The 25,170-nt window shown below is 51.1% G+C and carries 22 protein-coding genes; 9 read left to right on the forward strand and 13 right to left on the reverse strand.

Annotated elements, in window-relative coordinates:
* Positions 1–49: 49 nt before the first annotated feature.
* A complete protein-coding gene (locus ACTHSA_RS02085; RefSeq protein ID WP_049322650.1) occupies positions 50–2,065 on the reverse strand; it encodes a TonB-dependent receptor domain-containing protein in 2,016 nt (671 codons plus the stop codon).
* 415 nt (positions 2,066–2,480) lie between these two features.
* On the opposite strand from ACTHSA_RS02085, the gene groES reads away from it, so the two are divergent.
* Both groES and groL read left to right on the forward strand, forming a co-directional pair.
* Positions 2,481–2,768, forward strand: coding sequence for a co-chaperone GroES (gene groES, locus ACTHSA_RS02090; protein WP_003684150.1), 288 nt, complete (start codon positions 2,481–2,483; stop codon positions 2,766–2,768).
* Between the two features lie 98 nt (positions 2,769–2,866).
* Complete coding sequence (groL, locus tag ACTHSA_RS02095) at positions 2,867–4,501, forward strand: chaperonin GroEL (RefSeq protein ID WP_049347844.1); 1,635 nt, start codon at positions 2,867–2,869, stop codon at positions 4,499–4,501.
* A 234-nt stretch (positions 4,502–4,735) separates the two neighbouring features.
* On the opposite strand, the gene accC is transcribed toward groL, so the two are convergent.
* The 3 genes from accC to accB all read right to left on the reverse strand — a co-directional run bounded on the left by accC (position 4,736) and on the right by accB (position 6,849).
* Positions 4,736–6,097: an acetyl-CoA carboxylase biotin carboxylase subunit gene (gene accC, locus ACTHSA_RS02100; protein WP_070625230.1), complete on the reverse strand. Its 1,362-nt coding sequence runs from the start codon at positions 6,095–6,097 to the stop codon at positions 4,736–4,738.
* 28 nt (positions 6,098–6,125) lie between these two features.
* On the reverse strand, positions 6,126–6,320 hold the full coding sequence (locus tag ACTHSA_RS02105; RefSeq protein WP_039862547.1) for a YqaE/Pmp3 family membrane protein: 195 nt from the start codon (positions 6,318–6,320) through the stop codon (positions 6,126–6,128).
* 70 nt (positions 6,321–6,390) lie between these two features.
* A complete protein-coding gene (gene accB / locus ACTHSA_RS02110) occupies positions 6,391–6,849 on the reverse strand; it encodes an acetyl-CoA carboxylase biotin carboxyl carrier protein (protein WP_070504010.1) in 459 nt (152 codons plus the stop codon).
* A gap of 357 nt (positions 6,850–7,206) precedes the next feature.
* Between accB and queA the strand changes: the two genes are divergently transcribed.
* Positions 7,207–8,235, forward strand: coding sequence for a tRNA preQ1(34) S-adenosylmethionine ribosyltransferase-isomerase QueA (gene queA / locus ACTHSA_RS02115; RefSeq protein ID WP_004520993.1), 1,029 nt, complete (start codon positions 7,207–7,209; stop codon positions 8,233–8,235).
* Between the two features lie 205 nt (positions 8,236–8,440).
* Here queA and gyrB read toward each other — a convergent pair whose 3' ends face one another.
* The 4 genes from gyrB to ACTHSA_RS02135 form a co-directional block, all read right to left on the reverse strand.
* Positions 8,441–10,831: a DNA topoisomerase (ATP-hydrolyzing) subunit B gene (gene gyrB / locus ACTHSA_RS02120; protein ID WP_049336914.1), complete on the reverse strand. Its 2,391-nt coding sequence runs from the start codon at positions 10,829–10,831 to the stop codon at positions 8,441–8,443.
* 194 nt (positions 10,832–11,025) lie between these two features.
* Positions 11,026–11,913, reverse strand: coding sequence for a 50S ribosomal protein L11 methyltransferase (prmA, locus tag ACTHSA_RS02125; protein WP_004520996.1), 888 nt, complete (start codon positions 11,911–11,913; stop codon positions 11,026–11,028).
* Between the two features lie 89 nt (positions 11,914–12,002).
* Positions 12,003–12,812 carry a 4-hydroxy-tetrahydrodipicolinate reductase gene (dapB, locus tag ACTHSA_RS02130; protein ID WP_070587563.1) on the reverse strand — a complete coding sequence of 270 codons (810 nt, stop codon included), beginning with the start codon at positions 12,810–12,812 and terminating at the stop codon, positions 12,003–12,005.
* Between the two features lie 9 nt (positions 12,813–12,821).
* Complete coding sequence (locus ACTHSA_RS02135; protein WP_070587613.1) at positions 12,822–13,217, reverse strand: outer membrane protein assembly factor BamE; 396 nt, start codon at positions 13,215–13,217, stop codon at positions 12,822–12,824.
* A 151-nt stretch (positions 13,218–13,368) separates the two neighbouring features.
* Here ACTHSA_RS02135 and fur point away from each other — a divergent pair, with 151 nt between their 5' ends.
* From fur to dapD, 3 genes are all read left to right on the forward strand, one after another.
* Positions 13,369–13,866 (forward strand): ferric iron uptake transcriptional regulator, encoded by a 498-nt coding sequence (gene fur, locus ACTHSA_RS02140; protein ID WP_003682812.1) that lies wholly within the window; start codon positions 13,369–13,371, stop codon positions 13,864–13,866.
* Between the two features lie 77 nt (positions 13,867–13,943).
* Positions 13,944–14,690, forward strand: a complete 747-nt coding sequence (gene aat / locus ACTHSA_RS02145) for a leucyl/phenylalanyl-tRNA--protein transferase (protein ID WP_070587610.1) — start codon at positions 13,944–13,946, stop codon at positions 14,688–14,690.
* A 262-nt stretch (positions 14,691–14,952) separates the two neighbouring features.
* A complete protein-coding gene (gene dapD / locus ACTHSA_RS02150; RefSeq protein WP_004520923.1) occupies positions 14,953–15,774 on the forward strand; it encodes a 2,3,4,5-tetrahydropyridine-2,6-dicarboxylate N-succinyltransferase in 822 nt (273 codons plus the stop codon).
* 198 nt (positions 15,775–15,972) lie between these two features.
* Here the strand turns inward: dapD and ACTHSA_RS02155 are convergent, their stop codons facing one another.
* The 5 genes from ACTHSA_RS02155 to ACTHSA_RS02175 all read right to left on the reverse strand — a co-directional run bounded on the left by ACTHSA_RS02155 (position 15,973) and on the right by ACTHSA_RS02175 (position 22,739).
* Positions 15,973–16,767: a glycosyltransferase family 8 protein gene (locus ACTHSA_RS02155; protein ID WP_070625226.1), complete on the reverse strand. Its 795-nt coding sequence runs from the start codon at positions 16,765–16,767 to the stop codon at positions 15,973–15,975.
* Positions 16,768–16,804: 37 nt separating this feature from the next.
* The gene (rmuC, locus tag ACTHSA_RS02160) at positions 16,805–18,607 is read right to left on the reverse strand and encodes a DNA recombination protein RmuC (RefSeq protein ID WP_070625224.1); all 1,803 of its coding nucleotides are present in this window, start codon (positions 18,605–18,607) and stop codon (positions 16,805–16,807) included.
* A gap of 1,026 nt (positions 18,608–19,633) precedes the next feature.
* Entirely contained in the window at positions 19,634–20,998 is a 1,365-nt protein-coding gene (mnmE, locus tag ACTHSA_RS02165) for a tRNA uridine-5-carboxymethylaminomethyl(34) synthesis GTPase MnmE (protein WP_049336933.1), read from the reverse strand.
* A gap of 112 nt (positions 20,999–21,110) precedes the next feature.
* Positions 21,111–21,650, reverse strand: a complete 540-nt coding sequence (locus ACTHSA_RS02170; RefSeq protein ID WP_004520918.1) for a DUF924 family protein — start codon at positions 21,648–21,650, stop codon at positions 21,111–21,113.
* A gap of 432 nt (positions 21,651–22,082) precedes the next feature.
* Complete coding sequence (locus ACTHSA_RS02175) at positions 22,083–22,739, reverse strand: NAD(P)-dependent oxidoreductase (RefSeq protein WP_440367516.1); 657 nt, start codon at positions 22,737–22,739, stop codon at positions 22,083–22,085.
* 119 nt (positions 22,740–22,858) lie between these two features.
* Here ACTHSA_RS02175 and ACTHSA_RS02180 point away from each other — a divergent pair, with 119 nt between their 5' ends.
* The 3 genes from ACTHSA_RS02180 (at position 22,859) to ACTHSA_RS02190 (ending at position 25,021) form a co-directional block, all read left to right on the forward strand.
* Positions 22,859–23,749 carry a LysR family transcriptional regulator gene (locus ACTHSA_RS02180; protein WP_440367517.1) on the forward strand — a complete coding sequence of 297 codons (891 nt, stop codon included), beginning with the start codon at positions 22,859–22,861 and terminating at the stop codon, positions 23,747–23,749.
* Positions 23,746–24,018, forward strand: coding sequence for a GIY-YIG nuclease family protein (locus tag ACTHSA_RS02185; protein ID WP_070607242.1), 273 nt, complete (start codon positions 23,746–23,748; stop codon positions 24,016–24,018). Before ACTHSA_RS02180 ends, ACTHSA_RS02185 begins: the two co-directional genes overlap by 4 nt.
* Positions 24,019–24,487: 469 nt before the next feature.
* Positions 24,488–25,021, forward strand: a complete 534-nt coding sequence (locus tag ACTHSA_RS02190; protein WP_440367519.1) for a c-type cytochrome — start codon at positions 24,488–24,490, stop codon at positions 25,019–25,021.
* The last annotated feature ends 149 nt before the right edge of the window (positions 25,022–25,170 follow it).

Below are 25,170 nucleotides of genomic sequence, written 5' to 3' on the forward strand. Positions count from 1 at the left end.
ACGCCGTCTGAAAACTTTTGTTTTCAGACGGCCTTTTCAAGCTGATTGCTTAGAAGCGGTAGTTCACACCCAAGCGGACATCGCGGCCAGGTTCAGACAGGGAGTTAGCACCTGCGCGTTGGCTGTGCGGCTTGTAGTTTTTATCAAAGACATTGTTGACTGAGAAGTTGACGTTCAAGTCGTCTTTGCCTGTCGGCTTCCAGTTGGCGAAGATATCGTTGACGCCGTAGCCTGCGCGGACGACATTCAGAGCTACATCAGAGCCACGCGAGGTCGGGGCGTAGCCTGCATTTTGGACATAACGTCCGCGCCAGCCGATTTCCAGATTCGGATTGTCAAATTGGTACGACAGACCTGTTGTCCATGTGCGTCCCATCGGGATAGCGGTCGTTACTTTGTCGGCGGTATCGCCGTTCAGCTTCGGTTTGCTGTAGGCTACGCCTGCACGTGCGGTCAGACCTTTCCAGCGGTAGGCTGCGTTCAGTTCGTAACCTGTGTTTTTCAGCTTGCCGCCGTTATACCAAACATAGTATTGACCCTCTTGGCGGATGGCTTGTACATCTTTGATTTGTTGATGGAAATAGCTGCCGGACAATGTAAGGGCAGAATTCCAGTGGTAGTTGAAGCCGATTTCTGCATTTCGAGAGCGTTCCGCTTTCAAGTCAGGCGATGCTTTAATCGATCTGCTGCTCATTAAAGCTGCTTCGTACAGGCGGGGGCTGCGGGTTGCATAGTTCAGGCTGGTGTTGATGGAAAAATCAGGGGTAATGTCATAAACCAACCCGATGCTTGGATTGAGGTTGCCGTCTGAATTTTCTGTATTACTGCTGGTTTTCATTTTCCAACGGTCATAGCGCAAACCTGTGGTCAGCGTAACCGGAGAGAAATCCCAAATGCCTTCTACATATACGCCGGCATCGCTTTTCTTCTCGCTGTTTTCTCCGTTTGAGCTGCTTTTTTGAGTGCGCCAGTTTACTCCGTATTTCAGGGTATGGCGGTCAAATAGACGGCTGTCGAGATTCAGATTGGCTCCGTATGTCCGTACTTCGCCGTCCAATTCATAATTTGGATTGGGGACTTCATCACGTTTGGTGTTCAAACGGTAAACATTGGCTTTGATTTTGTCGATAAAGCCCAAGTTTCCGCCTTTGAATTCCAAGTTGGTGGTGTCTTGGGTCAGCGTGCGGTAGCGCGGCGAGTTGGTGGCGACGTTCGGAATACGGTTGCCGTTGGCATCCAAAACGTATTGACCCGTACGGCGGTCAGTTTGGAAGACTTGCGAGAAATCGAACTCTTCGCGCAGGGCGCGTTCCCCATATTGTTTCTCTTGGCGGTGGCTTAATTCAATACGGTTGTCTTCGTTGAAACGATAGCCGATTTTGCCCAACAAGCCGCGTGAACCCAATCCACTGTTTAAAACCTTATCGCTTCCGAGCAAATTACGGTAGCCTTTGCCTGCCGTGTATTCTTTGTCGCGTACGAAATTGCCTGAAACCAAAGCGTCAAAACCGCCTGCCTGACCATAAACGCTTGCGCCGCGTGAATAGCCTTTATTGCTGCTGATACCGACATTGACTTTGAAACCGACGTTTTGACCTTCTCTCAGCAAATCTTTGGCTTCAACCGTTTCGGCAACAATCGCACCGCTGGTTGCACCGATGCCTGCGGAGGCCGAACCCGTACCTTTTTGTACGGCAACGACTTTTACCAATGCGGGGTCAAGCATAAAGCGGCCGTTGTGGTGGAAAATCTGGCTGTCGGTGTAGGTATCGTCAACTTTATAATCTATTTGGTCTTGACCCATGCCGCGGATGGTTACCCACTGCGACTGACCGTTGCCGCCGCCGAAACTGATAGAGGGTTCGTTGAACAATACGTCTTTTAAATCAGTGGAAGTCGTTTCTTCCATACGTTTCGTCGTTACACGGTGTGTGGCGCTTGTAGCCTGACCTTTGACGGTAACGGTATCAAGTACAACATTGTCTTTGGCTTCATTTTCTGCGTGTGCAAAACCGGCTGCCAGTGTCAGTGACAGCAGGCTCAGTCGGAACAGGGGCGTATTCATTGAGAAATGTCCTTAATAAAATGACAGTAATAAAAAATAAAAGCAAATAAAGAGAAATTATCTTTAAAATATGCAATTAAGAATAATCATCATTTATAATAGTGCGTTAAAAAGAAATAGTTGTAAAGAGTTGTATTGAATTTGTAAAGAAAGTGGCTTGTTTTTAAACGAACTTTGCAGTTGGTATATCAGGTCGTCTGAAAAATATATGATCGGGCATTTTTGCGTATGAAAATATTTGGAAAGACTGCATAGAAATTTTTACTTTTTCCCTTGAATTTGTCGCAAACAACCCAAATCTACCCGCCATTAAGGCAGGCTTTCCATAAGCGTGCCGCTATTTCCAAGTAAACCGTGTCTGTCATGTCCGACAGACAATTGTTTTCAATCTATTTATTTATCGGAGCATTAAGACATGACCATCCGCCCTTTACACGACCGCGTAGTCGTCAAACGCTTAGAAGCTGAAGAAAAAACCGCCTCCGGCATCGTTTTGCCGGGTGCGGCTGCTGAAAAACCCGACATGGGCGAAGTAATCGCCGTGGGTGCGGGCAAAATCGGTAAAGACGGCGAGCGCCGTCCGCTGGATGTCAAAGTCGGCGACAAAGTGATCTTCGGCAAATACAGCGGTCAAACTGTAAAAGCCGACGGCGAAGAGCTGTTGGTAATGCGTGAAGAAGACATCTTCGGTATCGTTGAATAATTGTTGAATTAAGTTTCAGAACCAAAGGCCGTCTGCATCAAACACGAAGTTTTCAGACGGCCTCGAACAGATTTTTAATATTGATTTGGAGAATTTAAATGGCAGCAAAAGACGTACAATTCGGCAATGAAGTTCGCCAAAAAATGGTAAACGGCGTCAATGTATTGGCAAACGCCGTACGCGTAACTTTGGGCCCTAAAGGCCGCAACGTGGTACTTGACCGCGCTTTCGGCGGCCCACACATCACTAAAGACGGTGTGTCTGTAGCAAAAGAAATCGAATTGAAAGACAAATTCGAAAACATGGGCGCGCAAATGGTGAAAGAAGTGGCGTCTAAAACCAACGACGTAGCCGGCGACGGTACCACTACTGCAACCGTATTGGCGCAATCCATTGTTGCCGAAGGCATGAAATACGTTACCGCCGGCATGAATCCGACCGACCTGAAACGCGGCATCGACAAAGCCGTTGCTGCTTTGGTTGAAGAGCTGAAAAACATCGCCAAACCTTGCGATACTTCTAAAGAAATCGCCCAAGTCGGCTCTATTTCTGCCAACTCTGACGAACAAGTCGGCGCGATTATCGCCGAAGCGATGGAAAAAGTCGGCAAAGAAGGCGTGATTACCGTTGAAGACGGCAAATCTTTAGAAAACGAGCTGGACGTGGTTGAAGGTATGCAGTTCGACCGCGGTTACCTGTCTCCTTACTTCATCAACGACGCTGAAAAACAAATTGCTGCTTTGGACAATCCGTTTGTATTGTTGTTCGACAAAAAAATCAGCAATATCCGCGACCTGTTGCCTGTTTTGGAACAAGTGGCCAAAGCCAGCCGTCCGCTCTTAATTATCGCTGAAGACGTAGAAGGCGAAGCCTTGGCAACTTTGGTGGTGAACAACATCCGCGGTATTCTGAAAACCGTTGCCGTTAAAGCCCCTGGCTTCGGCGACCGCCGCAAAGCCATGTTGCAAGACATCGCCATCCTGACCGGCGGCGTAGTGATTTCCGAAGAAGTCGGCCTATCTCTGGAAAAAGCGACTTTGGACGACTTGGGTCAAGCCAAGCGCATCGAAATCGGTAAAGAAAACACTACCATCATCGACGGCTTCGGCGACGCAGCCCAAATCGAAGCGCGTGTTGCCGAAATCCGCCAACAAATTGAAACCGCAACCAGCGAATACGACAAAGAAAAACTGCAAGAGCGCGTGGCTAAATTGGCCGGCGGTGTGGCAGTGATCAAAGTCGGTGCCGCTACCGAAGTGGAAATGAAAGAGAAAAAAGACCGCGTGGAAGACGCGCTGCACGCTACCCGCGCAGCCGTTGAAGAAGGCGTGGTTGCAGGTGGTGGCGTAGCCTTGTTGCGTGCCCGTGCTGCTTTGGAAAACCTGCACACCGGCAATGCCGACCAAGACGCAGGCGTACAAATCGTATTGCGCGCCGTTGAGTCTCCGCTGCGCCAAATCGTTGCCAACGCAGGCGGCGAGCCTAGCGTGGTCGTGAACAAAGTGCTGGAAGGCAAAGGCAACTACGGTTACAACGCAGGCTCCGGCGAATACGGCGACATGATCGAAATGGGCGTACTCGACCCTGCCAAAGTAACCCGTTCTGCGCTGCAACACGCCGCATCTATCGCCGGCCTGATGCTGACCACAGACTGCATGATCGCTGAAATCCCTGAAGAAAAACCTGCTATGCCTGATATGGGCGGCATGGGTGGTATGGGCGGCATGATGTAAGGCCGTCTGAAACCTTCAGACAAAAAGCAAAACCGCACGGCAAGCAGCCGTGCGGTTTTTTATTTGCCAGAAAGAAGCGTAAGATGGTGAGGGGTATGTCATGATTTACGGAGAAATAAGGGCAGCCAGTTCCATTGAATCTGAAGCAATCAAATAAACTTCATCATCAAAAAAAAGCCGTCTAAAACTTTATTTTACGTTTCAGACGGCCTGATTTTTAGTCAAAACAAGGGATTATTTATCCAGTTTGGCTTTGCGTTCTTCCAACCAATGTTCCAAGTAGTGGATGCTGACACCACCTTTTTGGAAACCCGGATCGCTGAACAAGTCGCGGTGCAGCGGCGTATTGGTTTTGATGCCGGTAATCGCCAGCTCATCGAGGGCAACACGCATTTTGGCCATGGCTTGGTCGCGGTCTTTACCGACGACACAGACTTTGCCGATCAGGCTGTCGTAGTAAGGAGGGATGCGGTAGCCTTGGTAAATATGGCTGTCGACGCGGACGCCGAAGCCACCGGGCAAGTGGCAGCTTTCAATCAGGCCCGGGCTTGGAATGAAGTTGTACGGGTCTTCAGCGTTGATACGGCACTCAAACGCGTGGCCTTCGACTTGAATGTCTTCCTGTTTGTATTGCAAAGGCAGGCCGGATGCGATGCGTAATTGCTCTTGAACGATGTCTACGCCGGTGATGAGCTCGGTAACCGGATGCTCAACCTGAACGCGTGTGTTCATCTCGATAAAGAAGAATTCGCCGTCTTCGTACAGGAATTCAAACGTACCTGCGCCGCGATAGCCGATGCGTTTGCAAGCGTCGGCACAGGCTTTGCCGATTTTGGCGCGTTCTTCTTCAGTGATGAACGGGGCCGGTGCTTCCTCAATGACTTTTTGGTGGCGGCGCTGCATGGAGCAGTCGCGCTCGGCGAGGTAGATGGCGTTGCCGTGTTCGTCGGCAATCACTTGGATTTCGACGTGGCGCGGACGTTGCAGATAGCGTTCCATGTAAACCATCGGGTTGCCGAATGCCGCGCCTGCTTCGGCTTTGGTCATTTCGACAGACTGGAGGAGGTCTTCTTTTTTCTCGACGACGCGCATACCGCGGCCGCCGCCGCCGCCGGAGGCTTTAATAATGACGGGATAACCGACTTTATCGGCGATTTTGAGGATTTCTTCGCCGTCGTCTGGCAATGCGCCATCAGAACCGGGAACGCAAGGTACGCCGGCTTCGATCATGGCGTGTTTGGCAGATACTTTGTCGCCCATCAGACGGATGGTGTCGGCTTTAGGGCCGATGAAGACAAAGCCAGATTGTTCGACTTGTTCGGCAAAATTGGCGTTTTCGGCGAGAAAGCCGTAGCCGGGGTGGATGCCGTCGGCTTCGGTTACTTCGGCGGCAGCAATGATGGCCGGGATGTTGAGGTAGCTTTGTGCGGATGCGGCAGGGCCGATGCACACGGATTCGTCGGCAAGTTTGACGTGCAGGCTGTCTTTGTCGGCTTCGGAATGGACGGCGACGGTGGCGATGCCCATTTCACGGCAGGCACGCAGGACGCGCAGGGCGATTTCGCCCCGGTTGGCGATCAATACTTTTTTCAGCATGATAATCTTTCCGGATGGTTCAGACGGCCTATTGTCGGCCGCCTAATGCGTTGCGGATTTTTTGGTCGGTTTTGTATTGGCTCAAGGCATAAACCGACCACATGGCTGCCGGTATCCAGCCAACCAGCGTACATTGCAGAATCAGACAGATAATGCCTGCAAACGGACGGCCGATGGTGAAAAACTGAAGCCATGGCAAGAAAATAGCCAAAATCAGACGCATGGTTTGTCCTTAATGAACAGAAAAGGAATTTCAGACGGCCTTAAAGCTAAAGGCCGTCTGAAAAAGCGGATTATTCAATGATGAAGAGCGGCTCGCCGTATTCGACCGGAGTACCGTTTTCAACCAGAATTTCTTTAACGACACCGGATTTCTCGGCTTCGATTTCGTTCATCAGCTTCATGGCTTCGATGATGCACAAAGTATCGCCGGCTTTGACTTGTTGGCCGACTTCGACGAAAGCGGCGGCGTTCGGGCCGGGGGCGCGGTAGAACGTACCGACCATAGGCGATTTTTGCGCGTTGGACAAATCGCGAGCGGCAGGGGCGGCGGCCGGAGCGGCTGCAGCCGGAGCAGCTGCAGGGGCGGCAACCGGAGCGGCTGCGGCAGGTGCCGGAGCAGCATAAATAGGAGCTGCGGCGGCAGTGGTACGCGTAATGCGGACTTTTTCTTCGCCTTCGGTAACTTCAATTTCTGCAATGCCTGATTCTTCGACCAAATCAATCAGTTTTTTTAATTTACGCAAATCCATTGCTTTTCCTTTTTTGCGCGGCATATAAAGTGCATATTAGGTATGCGCCGCAGTGGTTTTAGATGATTTCCTGATACGTCGGAAGGCTGGTTTGCCATCCGGCGTTTAAATAATGTCGGAACAGGGCGGAGCCTGAAAAATGAATCCGGCTATTTTCCCGAACTTGTCGGTAAATGTCCAGTAAAAGATAGAAAAAAGGCGTTTTTCGGCGAAAAAAGAAAGGAACGCTGATTTTCGTTAAAAAGTGATTTCCCCAAGAGCTTTTATTCTAATTTATTGGTTTTTCGACAAAACATGCCGTCTGAAAACCCACTTTGCGCGTATAATGGCGCCTGTTTTTTTAAATTATGCACGACAATGGATATTTCCGATTTTGATTTTGAATTGCCCGAAAAACTGATTGCCCAGCATCCGCCGGAAGTACGCGGCAGCAGCAGGCTTCTGGTTGCCTTGCCTACATTGCCGATTGAAGACAAACATTTCGGCGATTTACCCGATTATGTCGCACCGGGCGATGTGCTGGTGTTTAACAATACCAAAGTGATGAAGGCACGCCTGTTCGGCCAAAAAGCCAGCGGCGGCAAAATCGAAGCCCTAATTGAACGGGTATTGGACGCGCATACCGCATTGGCGCATATCCGCTCGTCCAAATCGCCGAAACCGGGTACAGAATTGATTTTTGAAGGCGATATCCGTGCCGTCATGATGGAGCGTGCGGAAGAATTGTTTTGCCTGAAATTTGAAGGCGAGCAAACCGTTTACGAACTTTTAGAGCAAAACGGCCATCTGCCCTTGCCACCTTATATCGAACGCGTGGCCGATGATGAAGACGACAGCCGCTATCAGACCGTGTACGCCAAGTACCAAGGCGCAGTGGCCGCACCGACGGCAGGCTTGCACTTTACCGATGAATTATTGGGCCGTCTGAAAGCCAAAGGTGTAGAAACCGCGGAAGTAACCCTGCACGTCGGTGCCGGCACATTCCAACCCGTGCGCGTCGATAAAATTGAGGAACACAAAATGCACAGCGAGTGGTTTGACGTACCGGCCGAGACTGTTGCCGCCATTGAAGCCGCTAAAGCGCGCGGCAATAAAGTGTGGGCGGTGGGCACAACCTCCATGCGCGCCTTGGAATCTGCCGCACGCGAGACAGGCCGTCTGAAAGCCGGTCGCGGCGATACCGATATTTTCATTACGCCGGGCTACCGCTTCAATGTTGCCGATCGATTGATTACCAACTTCCACCTGCCCAAATCAACCTTGCTGATGCTCGTCAGCGCGTTTTCGGGCATGGAGCATATCCGCAGCGTTTACCGTCATGCGGTGGAACAGGAATACCGCTTTTTCAGCTATGGCGATGCGATGATTTTGGGGAAAGCGGAATAAATTTGAAGCGGATTGGAGCATTTCAAACTGGTTATTTGGGTTGTCCCGAATCCGAATCAGTTGGAACGCTCTAAAATACGCGAATTAAAATAAATTATTGAAGTAAACACGCGAAGTTATTGGAATTTGAGTTGTAAGAAATAAAGCACAAAACAAAAAGGCCGTCTGAAAATCGTTTTTCAGACGGCCTTTTATCTTTCCATGCTTAGGCGTCGATGTTTTGCGCCAGCAGGGCGTTGTTTTCGATGAAGGCGCGGCGCGGTTCAACTTCGTCGCCCATCAGGGTAACGAACACTTCGTCGGCGGCGATGGCGTCTTCGATGCGGACTTTCAGGAGGCGGCGGACGGTAGGATCCATCGTGGTTTCCCAAAGTTGTTCCGGGTTCATCTCGCCCAAGCCTTTGTATCGTTGGATGGACATGCCTTTTTGAGCAACGCTCATCAAGATGTCCAAAGCGCCTTCAAAGCTGTCGATATCGTATTCGTTGTCGCCTTTGTAGAGCTTCGCCTCTTTTCCGACTATGCCTTTGAGTGCGGCGGCGGTTTGGGTAAGGGTTTGGTAGGCTTTGCTGTTGAGGAACTTAGGCTCAAGGTAGCTCACCATCACATTGCCGTGCAACTTGCGTGTGATTTTGATGAACTGGTGTCCTTCGTGGCCTTCGATACGTTCGAGCGCGACTTCTTTTTCGTCCAAGAGGCCGCTCAATTCGGCAACGGCCCGGTCTGCGCTTTCTGCGGTGCTGAGATCGACTGGCGAAGCGTGCAGCATGGCATGCAGGACGAGTTCGTCAATGATGCGGCTTTCTTGCTCGATGACGGTTTTTGCCAACAGGAATTGTTTGGCGGTATTGGCAAGCTCTTCGCCTTCGATGGTGCGGCCGTCTGAAACGATTTTGGCTTTTTCCAAGGCCAAGCCGAGCAGCCATTGGTCTTTTTCCAATTCGTCTTTGAGATAGCGCTCTTGTTTGCCGTATTTGGCTTTGTACAAAGGCGGCTGGGCAATGTAGATGTAGCCGCGTTCGACCAGCTCGGGCATTTGGCGGTAGAAGAAGGTCAGGAGCAGGGTGCGGATGTGCGCGCCGTCCACGTCGGCATCGGTCATGATGATGATGCGGTGGTAGCGCAGTTTTTCGGCATTGAATTCTTCTTTGCCGATGCCTGCGCCCAAAGCGGTAATCAGCGTGGCGACTTCTTGGCTGGCCAGCATTTTTTCAAAACGTGCTTTTTCGACGTTCAAAATCTTACCTTTGAGCGGCAAAATTGCTTGGAATTTGCGGTCGCGGCCCTGCATGGCGGAACCGCCTGCGGAGTCGCCCTCGACGAGGTAGAGTTCGGACAGGGCAGGGTCTTTTTCTTGGCAGTCGGCCAGTTTGCCCGGCAGACCCAAGCCGTCCATCACGCCTTTGCGGCGGGTAATTTCGCGGGCTTTGCGGGCGGCTTCGCGCGCGCGCGCGGCATCGACGATTTTGCTGGTGATAATTTTGGCTTCGGTCGGGTTTTCTTCAAGGAAGTCGGTCAAGGCTTGGTTGATGACTTCGTTAACGACGGGGCCGATTTCGCTGGAAACCAGTTTGTCTTTGGTTTGCGATGAGAATTTCGGGTCGGGCAGTTTGACGGACAAAACGCAGGTCAGGCCTTCGCGCATATCGTCGCCGGCGGTTTCCACTTTGGCTTTTTTGGCGACTTCGTTGGCTTCGATATAGTTGTTGATGGTGCGGGTCATCACTTGGCGCAATGCGGTCAAGTGGGTGCCGCCGTCGCGTTGCGGAATGTTGTTGGTAAAACATTGCACGCTTTCTTGGTAGCTGTCGTTCCATTGCATCGCGCATTCGACGCTCATGCCGTCTTTTTCGCCGAACGCGTAGAAGATTTTTTCGTGCAACGGTGTTTTTTTGCGGTTCATGTATTGTACGAAGCCGGCCACGCCGCCGGAGAGGGCGAAGCTTTCGTGTTTGCCGTCGCGTTCGTCGATCAGCTCGATATCTACGCCGTTATTGAGGAAGGAAAGTTCGCGGATACGTTTGGCAAGGGTGTCGAAGCTGTATTCGACATTGCCGAAGGTTTCGCTGCTGGCGAGGAAGCGTACGGTTGTACCTTTTTTGTCGGAATCGCCGACGACCTTCAACGGCTCTTCGGTTTCGCCGCGTACGAAGCGGACGAAGTGTTCTTTGCCGTCACGGTAGATGGTCAGCGTTACCCAGTCGGACAGCGCGTTGACGACGGATACGCCCACGCCGTGCAGACCGCCGGAGATTTTGTAGCTGTTGTTGTCGAATTTGCCGCCTGCGTGCAAGACGGTCATGATGACTTCGGCGGCGGAGCGGCCTTCTTTCGGGTGGATGCCGGTCGGCATGCCGCGGCCGTTGTCGGCCACGCTGACGGAATTGTCGGCATGGATGGTTACGGTGATTTTGTCGCAATGTCCGGCGAGCGCTTCATCAATAGCGTTGTCGAGCACCTCGAACACCATGTGGTGCAGGCCGCTGCCGTCCTGCGTGTCGCCGATATACATACCGGGGCGTTTGCGTACCGCTTCCAAGCCTTCCAGCACTTGTATGCTGTCGGCGCCGTATTCTTCGTGTTTTTGGTCAGTCATGGTCTTTTCTTGCTGAATTTCAAGGAATTTTTCCGTGCGCGCGATGAAATGTCAAACGGGCGCGGCGGATGTGTTCCGAAAGGTCAAAATAATAGGCAATTATACCTGATTTTGCTGGAATATTCAGCGTTTTAAGTACAAAAAGGCCGTCTGAAAGATTAAATTTCAGACGGCCTTTGTATCGGAAAACAGGTTTAGCGTTTGACGCCGCTCAATCGCGCCCAGCCTTCTTCGATTTCGGCAGGCTCAATGTCAAACCATTGGCTGTAAATGCCGCTGAGTTCTTCGACTTGTTCGTCCAAAAGGCCGGACAAGACAATGCGGCCGCCTTGTTTGGTACGCGCGGCAAGCATTTCGCCGAGCATACGCAGCGGGTTGGCCAGAATGTTGGCGACAACGACATCAAATTGGCCTTGCGGCAGGCCGTCCGGCAGGTAGAACTGCGCGTCAACGTTGTTTTGCGCGGCATTGTCTTTGCTGGCGCGGATGGCTTGTTCGTCAATATCTACGCCGATGGCGGAGCCTGCGCCGAGTTTGAGGGCGGCAATGGCCAAAATGCCTGAGCCGCAGCCGTAGTCCAATACGCTTTCGCCGCCTTTGAGCTGTGTGTCGAGCCATTTGAGGCAGAGGCGGGTGGTCGGATGGCTGCCTGTGCCGAAGGCAAGACCCGGGTCAAGTTGCAGGTTGACGGCGTTGCCGTCGGGCGCTTCGTGCCAAGACGGGGTAATCCATAGGCGGTCGGAAATTTGAATCGGGTCGAATTGCGCTTGGGTCAGGCGTACCCAGTCTTGATCTTCAAGGATTTCGCCGGTGTATTTCAAATCGTTCAAACCGCATTCCTGCGCGGCGGCTTCGATAATGGAAGCGGCATCGTCGCTTTCGCCGAAAAGGGCGATGACTTTGCTTTGTTGCCAGATTTGTTCGGTCGGCATGCCCGGCTCGCCGAAAATGGCCTGCTCGTTTTCTGTACCGGCGTAGGCATCTTCAATGGCGGCGGACAATGCGCCGTGTTCCATCAGCGCGTCGGCAAGGCGTTCGGCGACGGCATCGTTGACGTTGATGGTGATTTGTTGATAGGACATGGTGGGGCTTTCTTTTTAATAAGGCCGTCTGAAAATCGATGTTGTGCTTTCAGACGGCCTTGTAAGGTATGAAACCTGATGATGCGGGTTTATCGGTTTTTCAAACCCAATACGTCTTGCATATCGTACAGGCCTTTTTTGCCGTTTGCCCAAACTGCGGCGCGTACGGCACCGGCGGCAAAGGTCATGCGGCTGCTGGCCTTGTGGGTGATTTCCACGCGCTCGCCGTCGGTGGCGAAGAGGGCGGTGTGGTCGCCGACGATGTCGCCTGCGCGGACGGTGGCAAAACCGATGGTGGATGGATCGCGCGGGCCGGTGTGGCCTTCGCGGCCGTAAACGGCGCATTCTTTGAGGTCGCGGCCGAGGGCGTCGGCAATGACTTCACCCATGCGCAACGCGGTACCGCTTGGGGCATCGACTTTGTGGCGGTGGTGGCCTTCGATAATTTCGATGTCGTAGCCTTCGTTTAACACGCGGGCAACAGTGTCGAGGATATGGAAGGTCAGGTTGACGCCGACGCTGAAGTTGGCTGCAAAGACAACGCCTATTTTTTCGCCTGCGGCTTGGATGGCGGCTTTGCCTGCATCGTCAAAACCGGTCGTGCCGATGATGATGTTGACGCCTTTTTCCACGCATTTTTGCAGGTGTTTCAGGGTTGGCTCGGGACGGGTAAAGTCGATAAGGACATCGCTTTGAGCCAGTACGGCATCCACGTCGTCTGAAATGGTAACGCCGGTTTTGAGGCCGGAGGCGAAGCCTGCATCCAAACCCAATACTTCCGAACCAGAATGCTCGAGTGCGCCGGAGAGGACGGCATCGGGATGGTTGTTGACCGCTTCAACCAAAACGCGGCCCATGCGGCCGTTGACGCCGGCAATGGCGATTTTCAATGCGCTCATGGGATTTCCTTATTTCGCGTTGGTTTCGGTAGTCGGAACGATGTTTTGTCCGGCTTGAACGGCTTCGATGGATTTTTGGATGGCATCGCCTTCGGCGCGTGCGAGGACGTCGTTTTCAAAGTACAGAGTCAGGTTGCTTTGTTCTTTGATGATGCCGTTGCGGCTGGTGTTGAAAGTGTAATCCCAGCGGTCGGCATGGAAGGCATCGCGCAGGAGTGGCGTACCGAGCAGCAGTTGGACTTGGTCGCGGGTCATACCTTGGCGCAGGGAAACCACGGAGCGGGGATTGAGCTCGTTACCTTGAATGATTTTGAGTTTGTAGGATGGAAAGTTGGATACGCGCTCGGCACTGCATGAGGCCAGACCTAAAATAGCGGCGATGGCAAGGCATAAGGCTTTATTCACGGGCTTACCTTTCTGTGTCATTTCGGGAAAGATGTTTATCATCGCTTGAATATTTTTAAAAAGCAAACGATAATCATCTTCTTAATTTTTCTTTTCGCCGATTTTCAATTGCAAGACCGGCGGCAGATTGCCGCCCTTTAACGGCCCAATAGTGGGCAAACGGGCGGAAAGTGCGTATTATAACGGTTATTACCTTACAGGGATATTGAATATTATGGAAAAATTCAGCAACATTGCGCAATTGAAAGACAGCGGTTTGAAAGTTACGGGTCCGCGTTTGAAAATTTTGGACTTGTTCGAGACTCATGCCGAGGAGCATTTGAGTGCAGAAGATGTGTACCGTATCCTGTTGGAAGAGGGTGTGGAAATCGGCGTGGCGACGATTTACCGTGTGCTGACCCAGTTTGAACAGGCCGGCATTTTGCAACGCCACCATTTTGAAACCGGCAAAGCGGTTTATGAATTGGACAAAGGCGATCACCACGACCACATCGTCTGCGTGAAATGCGGCGAAGTAACCGAATTCCACAATCCGGAAATCGAAGCGCTGCAAGACAAAATCGCCGAAGAAAACGGCTACCGTATCGTTGACCACGCGCTGTATATGTACGGCGTATGCGGCGAATGCCAAACCAAAACCAAACGTTAATCAGTTTGTATGTTGATTTTTCAGACGGCCTTGGGCATTTTCAGCCTGAGGCCGTCTGAAACTTTATGGGCTTTACGATGAAGATTCCTTTTCTTGCGCCACGGGATTATCGTTTCCCCGACCCGTCTTACGCTTTGGCGGAATGCGACGGCTTGGTCGGCGTCAGCGGCGATTTGGATACGGGGCGGCTGTTGTCGGCGTATGTGCAGGGGATTTTTCCGTGGTTTAGCCGCGACGGTTGGTTTTTCTGGTATGCGGTTGCGCCGCGAGCCGTGATTGTGCCGGAAAACCTGCATATCGGCCGTTCGCTTGCCAAAACTTTGCGTCACAAGCCGTATCGGGTAACGGTCAACCGCTGTTTTGAAAAAGTGATTGCCCATTGCGCCAATGTACCGCGTCCGGAACAGGACGGAACGTGGATAGAACCTGCGTTTCAGACGGCCTATTTGAAGCTGCACCATCAGGGGCATGCGCATTCGTTTGAATGCTGGCTACCGGATGAGCAAGGTGAAATGCAATTGGCAGGCGGGTTTTACGGCGTGCAAATCGGCTGCGTGTTTTATGGCGAGTCGATGTTTGCCTTGCTTCCCGATGCGTCCAAGATTGCGTTTGCCCGCGCCGTACCGTTTTTGGCGGATTTGGGCGTTGCGCTGATAGACTGTCAGCAGGATACCGAACATATGCGCCGTTTCAGTTCGCGGTTGATGGATTTTGCCGACTTTCAGACGGCCTTGAAGGATTTGAACGCGAAACCGTTAAAGCGGAATATCGAATGCGGCGTGGTGGCTGAAAATCTTCTGCAAAAGATTGGCGGCAAAGATTGATTTATCGGCACGGCGTGTCGGCAGAATCGACAGTTTGCATATTGCGGCTGGGAAACCGGTTGGAAAATAAATGCGATTCCATTCACTTGAACAGGCCGTCTGAAAATCTTGGCTTAGCCGAAATCCAGCCGTGTAACGCTCGGCGATAATCATGTTAATAGCTGACGAAATCGCTTTTACATGGCAAAATAACAAGTTAAATATTTGTAATAGGGTGGCCTGAATAGATTTCAGACGGCCCTGATCTCTTGAAGGAATCAACATGTCTTTGCAAAACATCATTGAAACGGCTTTTGAAAACCGTGCCGAAATCAATCCGAATACCGTTACCCCAGAAGTGCGTGAAGCGGTTTTGGAAACCATTCATCAACTCGACTCCGGCAAACTGCGCGTTGCCGAGCGTCTGGGCGTGGGCGAGTGGAAAGTCAACGAATGGGCGAAAAAAGCTGTATTGCTGTCTTTCCGCATTCAGGACAATGAAATCCTCAACGACGGTGTGAACAAATACTTCGACAAAGTGCCGACTAAATTTGCCGATTGGTCGGAAGACGAATTCCGCAGCGCAGGTTTCCGCGCAGTTCCGGGTGCGGTTGCCCGCCGCGGCAGCTTTGTGGCGAAAAATGTCGTATTGATGCCTTCTTATGTCAATATCGGCGCATACGTTGACGAAGGTGCGATGGTTGATACTTGGGCGACTGTCGGCTCTTGCGCACAAATCGGTAAAAACGTGCACTTGAGCGGCGGCGTCGGCATCGGCGGCGTACTCGAGCCTCTGCAAGCCAGCCCGACCATTATTGAAGACAACTGCTTCATCGGCGCGCGTTCTGAAATCGTCGAAGGCGTGATTGTCGAAGAAGGCAGCGTGATTTCTATGGGCGTATTCATCGGTCAATCCACCAAAATCTTTGACCGTACTACCGGCGAAATCTATCAAGGCCGCGTACCGGCAGGTTCGGTTGTCGTATCCGGCAGCATGCCTTCCAAAGACGGCAGCCACAGCCTCTACTGCGCGGTTATCGTCAAACGCGTGGACGCGCAAACCCGTGCGAAAACCAGCGTGAACGAATTGTTGCGCGGTATCTAATCGGATAACGATAACGTTGATTGAGGGTGGTATGCTCACTCTATGGTTAGTTTTGAACAAAAAAACAGGCAGAATGTTCTGCCTGTTTTTTTTTATGGCTTAAAGGCCGTCTGAAACGATTTCAGACGGCCTTTTGTTTTTGATGATGGGTTGTTTTAAGGTCAATTGAGGCAAGGGAAGGGTATTCCCTGTCTGAGACTACGCTTCCGGCCAGTCAGCGCAATAGTATTGCCAATATATTTCTTCAAAAGGAATCTTGCCGTAATCGCACAACCACGGTTTGGCGCGTGTGGTGTAGTGGATGATGGGCGGGGCGGTATCCGGCAGAGGGAACATTTCGTCAAGGTCGTATGTTTGGAAAAATCTTCCGGCGCCGGTTTGGTAATTCCAAGACTCTTCCAATTGCAGCCAGTTCTCTTGAAATACGGTGTTTAGAAAGCATTGGTCACCAAAGGGGACGGCTTTATCAATGGTGGCGGCGGTTTGCAGCAGTTGCTCCGCGATATTGTGTTTGCGCCATTGACCCAAATCGGCCAGCAGCATGCCGGAATTGAAATAGGGTGTGGTGTGCAGGCCGGTCGGATGGTTCCAATCGGTACGGGCAAGATAGGAATCTTGTACGGCGGCGACGGGATAGCCGCGCATATCGAGGTTGAACAAATCGTGCAGGGACTGGGTAACCACCATATCGCTGTCGAGGTAAAGGGCGCGGTCGACGGGCAGGTGCTGCATCATCAGGCGGAAAAATGCGGCATCCGAAATATGGGACAGGCGGCGATATTGGCTGAAGTCCATTTCAATTTTGACATCATTCAGACGGCTGCCGCTGGCGGCGAGTTTTTGGTTGGTATAGTTGATCCATTCCTTCCTGAAGGTGTTGTGCATAAGGTAGAAATTGACACCTGTATTGTGCGTACAGATGGACTTCATCAGGGTATGGACTTGTTCGGCGTAGCCGGTATCGGCGGCAAGGACGATGGTGATGTTGCTCATTGGTTAAATTCCCTTTTTTACAATGTTTTGGAGTTGGTCAGTTATTTTCTTGATTTTGTGTGGTGGGTAAAGCGGCATGGTCTTCGGTTTCCGACACGGCCTTTTCTACTAAATCCCGTTGCAGTTGTTTGCCGGCTTTGATGCCCAATTTGCGCAGTTTTTCGGTGCTGCTGATGAGGTTGCCCCTACCGGAAACCAAGCGGCTGTAGGCAGTCTGAAACTGGGATTGAGCCTGACCAAGCGCTTTATTGATGCCGTCCATGCTTTCGACAAAGCCAACAAATTTGTCATAGAGTTTGCTGCCTGCTTCGGCAATGGCCAGCGCGTTTTGGTTTTGCTGCTCATTGCGCCAGATGTTGGCAACGGTGCGCAGGGTGGCGAGCAGGGTGCTGGGGCCGGTCAGCATGATGCGTTTGTCGAAACACTCTTGGAAGAGGTTTGGATCGTGTTGCAGGGCGAGGAGGTAGGCCGGTTCGACAGGGACGAACATAAAGACGAAGTCCAGCGTTTTGACGCCCTCAAGGTCGGTGTAATCCTTGGCAGCCAAGCTTTTGATGTGGGCGCGGATACTGGCGACGTGGTTGGCAAGCTCGCGCTCTGCTTCTGCACCGGTGCTTTGCGTATAGCGGACGTAGGCGGTCAGCGATACTTTGGAGTCGATGATGATTTGTTTGTTGTCGGGCAGATTGATGAGGACGTCGGGCTGGAGGCGGCGTTGGGTACCGTCTGCTTCGTGGCGGACGCTGGAGGCTTGAACGATGTATTCACGGCCTTTTTGCAGGCCGGAATTTTCCAATACGCTTTCCAAAATCATCTCGCCCCAGTTGCCTTGGGTTTTGTTTTGCGTGCCGGTCAGCGCAGTGGTCAGCGCTTTGGCATCGTGGTGGAGCTGGGTGTTGAGGGTTTGCAGGCGTTTGAGCTCGTTTTCGATGGTCAGGCGTTCTTTGGCTTCTTTTTCATAAGTCTGCTGAACCAGCTCGCTGAAGCCGTGGATGCGTTCGTTGAGCGGATTGAGCAGTTGTTGGAGATGGTCGTGGTTTTGTTCGGTAAAGCGGCGGCTTTTCTCTTCCAGAATAGTGTTGGCGAGGTTTTGGAACTGGTCGCTCAGGTTTTGACGCGCATCTGCCAGCAGGGCCAATTTTTCTTCGGCGGCCTGACGGTCTTTTTCCGATTGGGTGTTGAGGCGCTCGTTTTGGACTTGAAGTGCGTGGTTTTGCTCCAAGAGAGCGGCGTATTCTTGTTTCAGACGGCCTTTTTCGGTTTCTTGCTGTTGCAAAAGGCTGTTTTTGTCGTCGATATTGGCTTTTTCTTGCGCCAGTTGTGTGGAGAGGCGCTCGTTTTGGACTTGCAGCGCATGGTTTTGCTCTAACAGCGTGTCGTATTCTTGTTTCAGACGGCCTTTTTCTGCTTCTTGTTGTTGCAAAAGCGTATTTTTATCCGCACTCAATGCCTGCTCTTGAACCAGCTGCGTGTTTAGGCGCTCATTGTTGATTTGCAGGTTTTGCGCGCTTTGCTGCCATTTTGCACATTCGTGTTTTAAAGCCTCGGCTTCGGCCTCGCAATCTTGCAGATAGGCAATCTGTTTTTCGGCCGCGGCAAAGCGGTTGCCCGTCTCCTGCAATTCGTCTTGCAATTCCTGCACGGTATGGCGGCTTTGCGCCAAGTCTGCTGCAGTTTGAGTCTGCACCTGTTCGGCAAACTCATGTAGGCGGCGACTTTCGGCCAATTCTTGCAAAACAATAAAGTGTCGGCTTTGGGCTTGGTAGCGTGTTATCAGCCAAGCAAACAGCGCGCCGATAAAAAATGCGGCCGCGCCGGTCAGGATTAGGGTGTTGTTCATGCTGGAAATAGTCAATACGCAGAATGTTTCACTATATCATATATTTGCAGCGCATTTTATGGTCGGATATGCGCTAGAAACGTGTGTTTTCTTTAAAAGAAGCTATCAAAGGTATTGATTTTGACTAATTGAATATTTTTGTTGTAAAAAATATAAATTCATAAAATATTGAATTTTAAAATATATTTTATTTAGAGTGCAATTTTGCAACAAAAAAAGCAAGATTTTATGGGGAAAATGAAACACGTTTGTAGTGCGTATGTAATTAAGACATCGGTGTCATTGAGAAAGACATCGGTGTCATTTTCAAAACAAAATATAAATTAACTAAAATCTTTGTTATGTATGTTTTTAGTATTTTATCTTTACGGAAAAGTTGTATTAATTAACAATTAACACGGTATGATTCGTCCTGTCGGCAGCGCAGATGCCGACGAAAAAATGTGTATGTTGTTAAATAACATTTTGTATCTATGAAAAAGGACTACTTAAAATGGGATATTTAATAACGCTTGCCACCGCTTCTTTAATCGGCATGTCGGGATACCGGCCTCCGCCCTCGGCGTCGCCTACAATATCGAAACGGTAGTACACAAATAATTCAATCATAAACGAATTAATTACAATACTTCAGAAAACGCAACTTAGGCCGTTTTTCGGCCGACAGACAAGAAAGTGAGATAAACAATGAAAACTTTAATCAAACTGGCAGCAGCCTCTTTAATCGGTATGTCCGGCCTGACCGTCGGTGCAACCAATATCGCCCACAATATGGCTGATGCCGATAAATAAAAAATACACAACACACCCTTAAATACACAGAAAAGAGTTAAAATGAAAACATTAATCAAATTGGCTGCGGCTTCTTTGATCGGTATGTCCGGTTTGACAGTTGGTGCGACCAAAATCGCAAAAAATATGGCAGAAGCTGCCAATAAATAAACGCAAGTGAAATTAAGCTTGTTTTGGTGATAAAAAAGGCCGTCTGAATATTCAGACGGCCTTTGTATTTGATGGCAAACCGTTTTATTTGCCGATACAGAAGCGCGAGAAAATCACGCCCAGCAAATCGTCGGCGGTAAATTCGCCGGTGATTTCGCTGCAGGCGTTTTGGGCGAGGCGCAGGTGTTCGGCGAAAAGCTCGATTTGGTTGTTGTTGCAGAGTGCGGCGTTTTCCAGCTCGGCTTCGGCTTCGTGCAAGGCGTTGAGGTGGCGGCTGCGGGCGAGGAACAGGCTTTCGCTTTCGCCCTGCCAGCCGACTTCCTGCAATAGGGCGTGTTTGAGCAAGTCGAGACCCGCGCCGGTTTTGGCGGACAGGCTGATGACACTTTCCACACCGGTTTGCGCGAGGCCGTCTGAACGGACGGCGACAGGTTCGCCGGTCAGGTCGGCTTTGTTGTGGATTTCGATTTTTTTCAAACCTTCGGGCAGGCTGTTTAAAATCGCTTGGGTTTTGGCGTTCACACCTTCGCGCGGGTCAATCAGAATCAGGGCGACATCGGCTTCGGAGACGGCTTTGCGGCTGCGTTCGATGCCGATTTGCTCGACCACGTCGTCGGTTTCGCGCAGGCCAGCGGTGTCGATGATGTGAACGGGCACGCCGTCGAGGGTGATTTGTTCGCGCACGGTGTCTCGGGTGGTGCCGGCGATGTCGGTTACGATGGCGATGTCGTCGCCAGCTAAGGCGTTGAGCAGGCTGGATTTGCCGACGTTGGGCGCGCCGACGAGGACGACGTTCATGCCTTCGCGCAAAATCGCACCTTGTTCCGCACTGGCAAGCACGGTTTTCAGACGGCCTTGCAGCGCTTGGAGCTTGCCGCGCGCGTCGGCGGCTTCGAGAAAGTCGATGTCTTCTTCGGGGAAGTCCAGCGTGGCTTCAACCAGCATCCGCAAAGTAATAAGGTCGTCCACCAGCTCGTGTATGTGTTGGGAAAACGCGCCTTTGAGCGAACGCAATGCCATGCGGGCGGCGGACTTGCTGGAGGCGTCGATGAGGTCGGCGACGCTTTCGGCTTGGGCTAGGTCGAGTTTGTTGTTGAGGAAGGCGCGTTTGGTAAATTCGCCCGGCTCCGCCATGCGCGCGCCCAGTTCGAGGCAGCGCGAGAGCAACATGTCCATCACGACAGGGCCGCCGTGCCCCTGCAATTCAATCACGTCTTCGCCGGTAAAGCTGGCGGGAGCGGCGAAGTAGAGCAGGATGCCGTTGTCTATCGGCTGTCCGTCGCCGCCGAGAAAGTCGGTGTAAAGCGCGGTGCGCGGTTTGGGCGTTTTGCCGCCGCTGAGGGTTTGCGCCAAAGGTAGCAGGTTTTTGCCGGAAAGACGGATCACACCGACGCCGCCGCGTCCGGGTGCGGTGGCGATGGCGGCGATGGTGGGTTGGGTTGCGGACATGGTTGGCTCGTATCTGGAATTTAATAGACGGTATTATATAGTGATTTCACGATGATGCAGGCCGTCTGAAAACCTTGATTTCGGTTTCAGACGGCCTTTGACTTTGATGGAATTAAAATGATGAACCTTCCTGCTTCAGAAATTCTGCTTCTTCTTCCGTGGTTTTACGCCCCAATACGGCGTTACGGTGCGGATAGCGTCCGAAGTGGTCGATGATGACTTTGTGTTTGATTTCAAAGGCCAATGCGTTTTCATTGGTATAGCGTTCAAACAGCGGTACGGCTTGTTCATGGATAACTTGGCTTTCGCTGTGCATCAACGGCATCAGCATGAAATGGCGTTCATGCGGAAGGAGGTCGGCGAAGCCGGGTTGGCGAACGGCTTCTTGGGCAAGAATGAGTGCAGCAGTATCTTGGGCAAACGCTTGAGGGCTGTCGCGGAACAGATTGCGCGAGAATTGGTCAAGAATAATGATTTCGGCGAGCCTGCCTTGCAGAGTATCGCGCCAGTGTGAAAGTTCGCCGCGAGCTGCCTGCTGCCAGATATCGAAAAATTGAGCGCGAATTTGGGCATCGAATCCATTGTTGCGGGCAAATTGGAAAGGGTGGTTTTCTTCGGTAAACCAGAAATCTAAGACAGTTTGAGGTGTCATGAAAACTCCTTGAAATAGAGTACAGGGAAAATTGAGGCCGTCTGAAAAATTAGAGAGATGCTTTCAGATCATCTTAACCATCAGCGCTTGCGTGAGAAAAGATCGGTAGCGGAGCGGATTGTTGCTCACAATATACAATTTATGATCTACATCTTTTCAGGATGGGCTCCTTACTACTCTGGTACAGTTCCTTCACTTTGTTCAAAATATTTTTGTAATTTTGATATAAATTGCCGACAGATTTTATTCGTATGTGGAGACGACGACAATATTTTGCACTTGGAAAACTTTGCTTGCGTTGCCGACATAAGCTGTTGCACCAATCACTGCGATTTTCATGTGTGACTTCTTGTTGAGATTCGATTGATGAGATGAGCGCATGCAAAGGCCGTCTGAAACTTTTAGTTTCAGACGGCCTTTAAATTAAGATGATTAAACAGCGGCGACGGTAAAGCGTTCAAACAAATGCGCTTTGTTTTCCGCATCGTTGGCGATGGCGACTGCCAAATCGGCCACGCTGATGCCTGCCGGAATTTCACCGTCCATCAGCAAATCGTCTTTACCCAAGCGGTATTTGCTGGTTTTGTCTTCGCTGAAACCGCCGGTCGCGCCCAGTCGTGCCGGAGGGGAAACGAAAGACCAGTTCACGTCGCGGCGCGGCAGGAGTTCTGCCAAAAGATGGCGTGCGGCATTGGCGCCGTCGAAAATTTCTTTCGGGAAGTCGGGCGTATCGATAACTTGCAAACCGGGTGCCACATACAGGCTGCCCGCGCCGCCGACGACCAATAAATAAGGCACTTGCGCTGCTTTTGCTGCTTCGACAATGCTGTTTGCGCCACGTGTGAAATCTGCGCCGATGTTGGGATTGGTCCAGCCCGGGTTGAATGCGCTGACTACGGCATCAAAACCGGCCAGTTTGTCGGCGAAATCTGCTGCGTTGACATCTGCAGAGACTGCGGCAACATTTTGCGCTTGGAACACTTTGTCTGTATTGCGAGCGAAAGCGGTTATTTCATGACCGCGGCCTGCCAATTCTTGGACGACTGCGTTGCCGACATAACCAGTTGCACCGATAACTGCGATTTTCATATTTGACTCCTTGTGGGGATGTGATTGATTAGATGAGTGCATTGTAAGGCCGTCTGAAACGCTTGATAATCCCTGATTTGCTGTTATGATTGTGAAGTTGAACTACATAATTAGTCGAAATGCAAGACATCAAACCCCTGCTTGTTTTCGCCGCCGTCCTCGAACACGGCAGCATGAACGCCGCTGCGGCCGCACTGGGCATGACGCCGTCTGCCGTCAGCCAGCACATCAACCGCCTCGAAACCCTGCATGGCATCAAGCTGTTAAACCGCAGCACGCGCAGTCTTGCGCTTACCGATGCCGGCCGCGCCTTGGGCGAATACTGCTGCCGCCTCGCCGCCACCCTTGCCGATACGCGTACCGTTATCGACAATCTGAAAACCGAACCCGTCGGCGAATTGCGTATTTCCCTGACTTCCTGCGTCATCGGTTCCCGCGCTTTTCAGACTGCGTTTTCACGATTGCAAGCCGAGTTTCCCAAAATCCGCCCTGTCTTCAATTTCAGCGATACTTTGGACGACCTGCAACACAATCAGACCGACATCGCCATACGCGGCGGCGACCGGGCTTTGGACGATCCCAACTTGGTTGCGCGCCATCTCGTGACTTGGCCGTACATCATTTGCGCCGCGCCCGATTATCTCGATCGGTATCCGCCCATTACCCATCCCTCTCAGCTTCATGCACACAGCTGGCTGCATTTTTTACCTGTCCGTACGACCTTGCAAAATGGTGAAGAAAGCTATTTTCTCGACGTCGCCGACAGCATCGCCTGCACGCATTTGGCCGCTGTGCGCAGCCTGACCGAAAGTGGTTTCGGTTTGTCTTTACAAGTGGGCGGCGAAGTGAGGGAGAAAATCGAACAAGGCCGTCTGAAAGCGGTTTTGCCTGAATGGACATTGCCGCCGGTCAGCCTTTATTTGGTAACGCCTTATCGTGTGCAGTCTGTTAAAACCGAGGTTGCCGTGCGCATTTTTACCGATAGTTTTGCCAAGGAAGGGGATTTATGAACGCGGACAATTGGAGCGTTTACCTGATTTTGTGCGAAAACGGCGCGTTTTATTGCGGCATCAGCAACCGTCCGCAAGAGCGATTTGCGGCGCATTTGTCAGGAAAAGGCGCGAAATACACGCGGTTGAACAAGCCTGTCGAGATGCGCATTGTTTCAGACGGCCTGAACAAAAGTGAAGCGCTGAAACGGGAAATCGGCATTAAGAAATTGACGGCAGAGCAGAAGCGGGGATTGTGGACTGAAGCTGAAATATTGGCAAAAGACTAATGGCGGCACTGGATTAAATTGTAGTCGGGATATGAAAAACTCTATAAACAAGTAGGCCTGCCGGTGTCTTTTGCATGGCCAAGCGGCAAATGTTTATTAACATGATTCAAAAAGGCCGTCTGAAACCTGATTGGGATTCAGACGGCCTTTTTGAGATGGGGATGGCTTTCAGGTTGACGCTACTCATGGAGAAGTCGGTAAAAATTTGAATTCTAAAAGAAACTTTGAAAATAAAATGAGTAACTGATTGAACAATAAAATGAAAATTATCACGCCAAATGACAAATGGGCGTGGATTTCTATCTGAGTAGAGGTGTGGTGTCAATATGTTTTTCCTGTTTTTGTGACAAAATCTGATTTATGCCAATATTTATTATAGTGTAGGTCGAAGGTATTAGTTTCTATGCTAGAATTTTTAAGCTGTTTATATAAAACAGTGATTTAAACTAAAACTAAGGAAAGACAGAACATGAACAAATTACTGATTGCCGTAATGATGATGGCTGGTTTGACAGCTTGTTCCCAAGAGGCTAAACAGGAGACTCAAGAGACTGCTCAAGCCGTTGCATCTGAAGTTAAAAACGAAGTTGCTTCTGCTGCCGATGCTACTGCATCTGCTGCTCAAGAAGCTGCCGATAAAGTCGAAGCCGCTGCCAGCAAAGCAGAGGAAGCCGCTAAACCTGAAGAAGCTGCCAAGCCCGAAGAGAAAGCCGAAGCGCCTGCCGCTGAAGCCAAGCCTGCCGAATCCGCCAAAGTGGACGGCAAAGCTGTTTTTGAAGCGAACTGTAAAGCATGCCACAGCGGCTTGATTCCCGGTGCTCCGGCCGTAGGCAAAAAAGAAGACTGGGCGCCTCGCATTAAACAAGGCAAAGACACCTTGCACAAACACGCCCTCGAAGGCTTCCAAGCCATGCCTGCCAAAGGCGGCAACGGCAGCTTAAGCGACGACGAAGTGAAAGCCGCAGTTGATTACATGGCCAACGAATCCGGCGCTAAATTCTAAATCGTACTGATTGAAACGCACCTTGCTACAAGGTGCGTTTTTTATGGGTGGGCGGATAAAAGTTGAAATAGTGCCGATAAACAGGCAAAGGCCGTCTGAAACATTTTATTTTGAAGCACAATCGGCTAAAATCAGGCGAATTATTTTAT

Origin of the sequence: Neisseria sp. P0008.S002, from assembly GCF_051962805.1 — a bacterium.
Taxonomy (GTDB): Bacteria; Pseudomonadota; Gammaproteobacteria; order Burkholderiales; family Neisseriaceae; genus Neisseria; species Neisseria perflava.

Excerpts from the sequence above, each read along its gene's own strand:
- ACTHSA_RS02085 (WP_049322650.1), bottom strand. The coding sequence starts at position 2,065 with ATGAATACGCCCCTGTTCCGACTGAGCCTGCTGTCACTGACACTGGCA.
- groES (WP_003684150.1), top strand. The coding sequence starts at position 2,481 with ATGACCATCCGCCCTTTACACGACCGCGTAGTCGTCAAACGCTTAGAA.
- groL (WP_049347844.1), top strand. The coding sequence starts at position 2,867 with ATGGCAGCAAAAGACGTACAATTCGGCAATGAAGTTCGCCAAAAAATG.
- accC (WP_070625230.1), bottom strand. The coding sequence starts at position 6,097 with ATGCTGAAAAAAGTATTGATCGCCAACCGGGGCGAAATCGCCCTGCGC.
- ACTHSA_RS02105 (WP_039862547.1), bottom strand. The coding sequence starts at position 6,320 with ATGCGTCTGATTTTGGCTATTTTCTTGCCATGGCTTCAGTTTTTCACC.
- accB (WP_070504010.1), bottom strand. The coding sequence starts at position 6,849 with ATGGATTTGCGTAAATTAAAAAAACTGATTGATTTGGTCGAAGAATCA.
- queA (WP_004520993.1), top strand. The coding sequence starts at position 7,207 with ATGGATATTTCCGATTTTGATTTTGAATTGCCCGAAAAACTGATTGCC.
- gyrB (WP_049336914.1), bottom strand. The coding sequence starts at position 10,831 with ATGACTGACCAAAAACACGAAGAATACGGCGCCGACAGCATACAAGTG.
- prmA (WP_004520996.1), bottom strand. The coding sequence starts at position 11,913 with ATGTCCTATCAACAAATCACCATCAACGTCAACGATGCCGTCGCCGAA.
- dapB (WP_070587563.1), bottom strand. The coding sequence starts at position 12,812 with ATGAGCGCATTGAAAATCGCCATTGCCGGCGTCAACGGCCGCATGGGC.
- aat (WP_070587610.1), top strand. The coding sequence starts at position 13,944 with ATGAAGATTCCTTTTCTTGCGCCACGGGATTATCGTTTCCCCGACCCG.
- dapD (WP_004520923.1), top strand. The coding sequence starts at position 14,953 with ATGTCTTTGCAAAACATCATTGAAACGGCTTTTGAAAACCGTGCCGAA.
- ACTHSA_RS02155 (WP_070625226.1), bottom strand. The coding sequence starts at position 16,767 with ATGAGCAACATCACCATCGTCCTTGCCGCCGATACCGGCTACGCCGAA.
- rmuC (WP_070625224.1), bottom strand. The coding sequence starts at position 18,607 with ATGAACAACACCCTAATCCTGACCGGCGCGGCCGCATTTTTTATCGGC.
- mnmE (WP_049336933.1), bottom strand. The coding sequence starts at position 20,998 with ATGTCCGCAACCCAACCCACCATCGCCGCCATCGCCACCGCACCCGGA.
- ACTHSA_RS02170 (WP_004520918.1), bottom strand. The coding sequence starts at position 21,650 with ATGACACCTCAAACTGTCTTAGATTTCTGGTTTACCGAAGAAAACCAC.
- ACTHSA_RS02175 (WP_440367516.1), bottom strand. The coding sequence starts at position 22,739 with ATGAAAATCGCAGTTATCGGTGCAACTGGTTATGTCGGCAACGCAGTC.
- ACTHSA_RS02180 (WP_440367517.1), top strand. The coding sequence starts at position 22,859 with ATGCAAGACATCAAACCCCTGCTTGTTTTCGCCGCCGTCCTCGAACAC.
- ACTHSA_RS02185 (WP_070607242.1), top strand. The coding sequence starts at position 23,746 with ATGAACGCGGACAATTGGAGCGTTTACCTGATTTTGTGCGAAAACGGC.
- ACTHSA_RS02190 (WP_440367519.1), top strand. The coding sequence starts at position 24,488 with ATGAACAAATTACTGATTGCCGTAATGATGATGGCTGGTTTGACAGCT.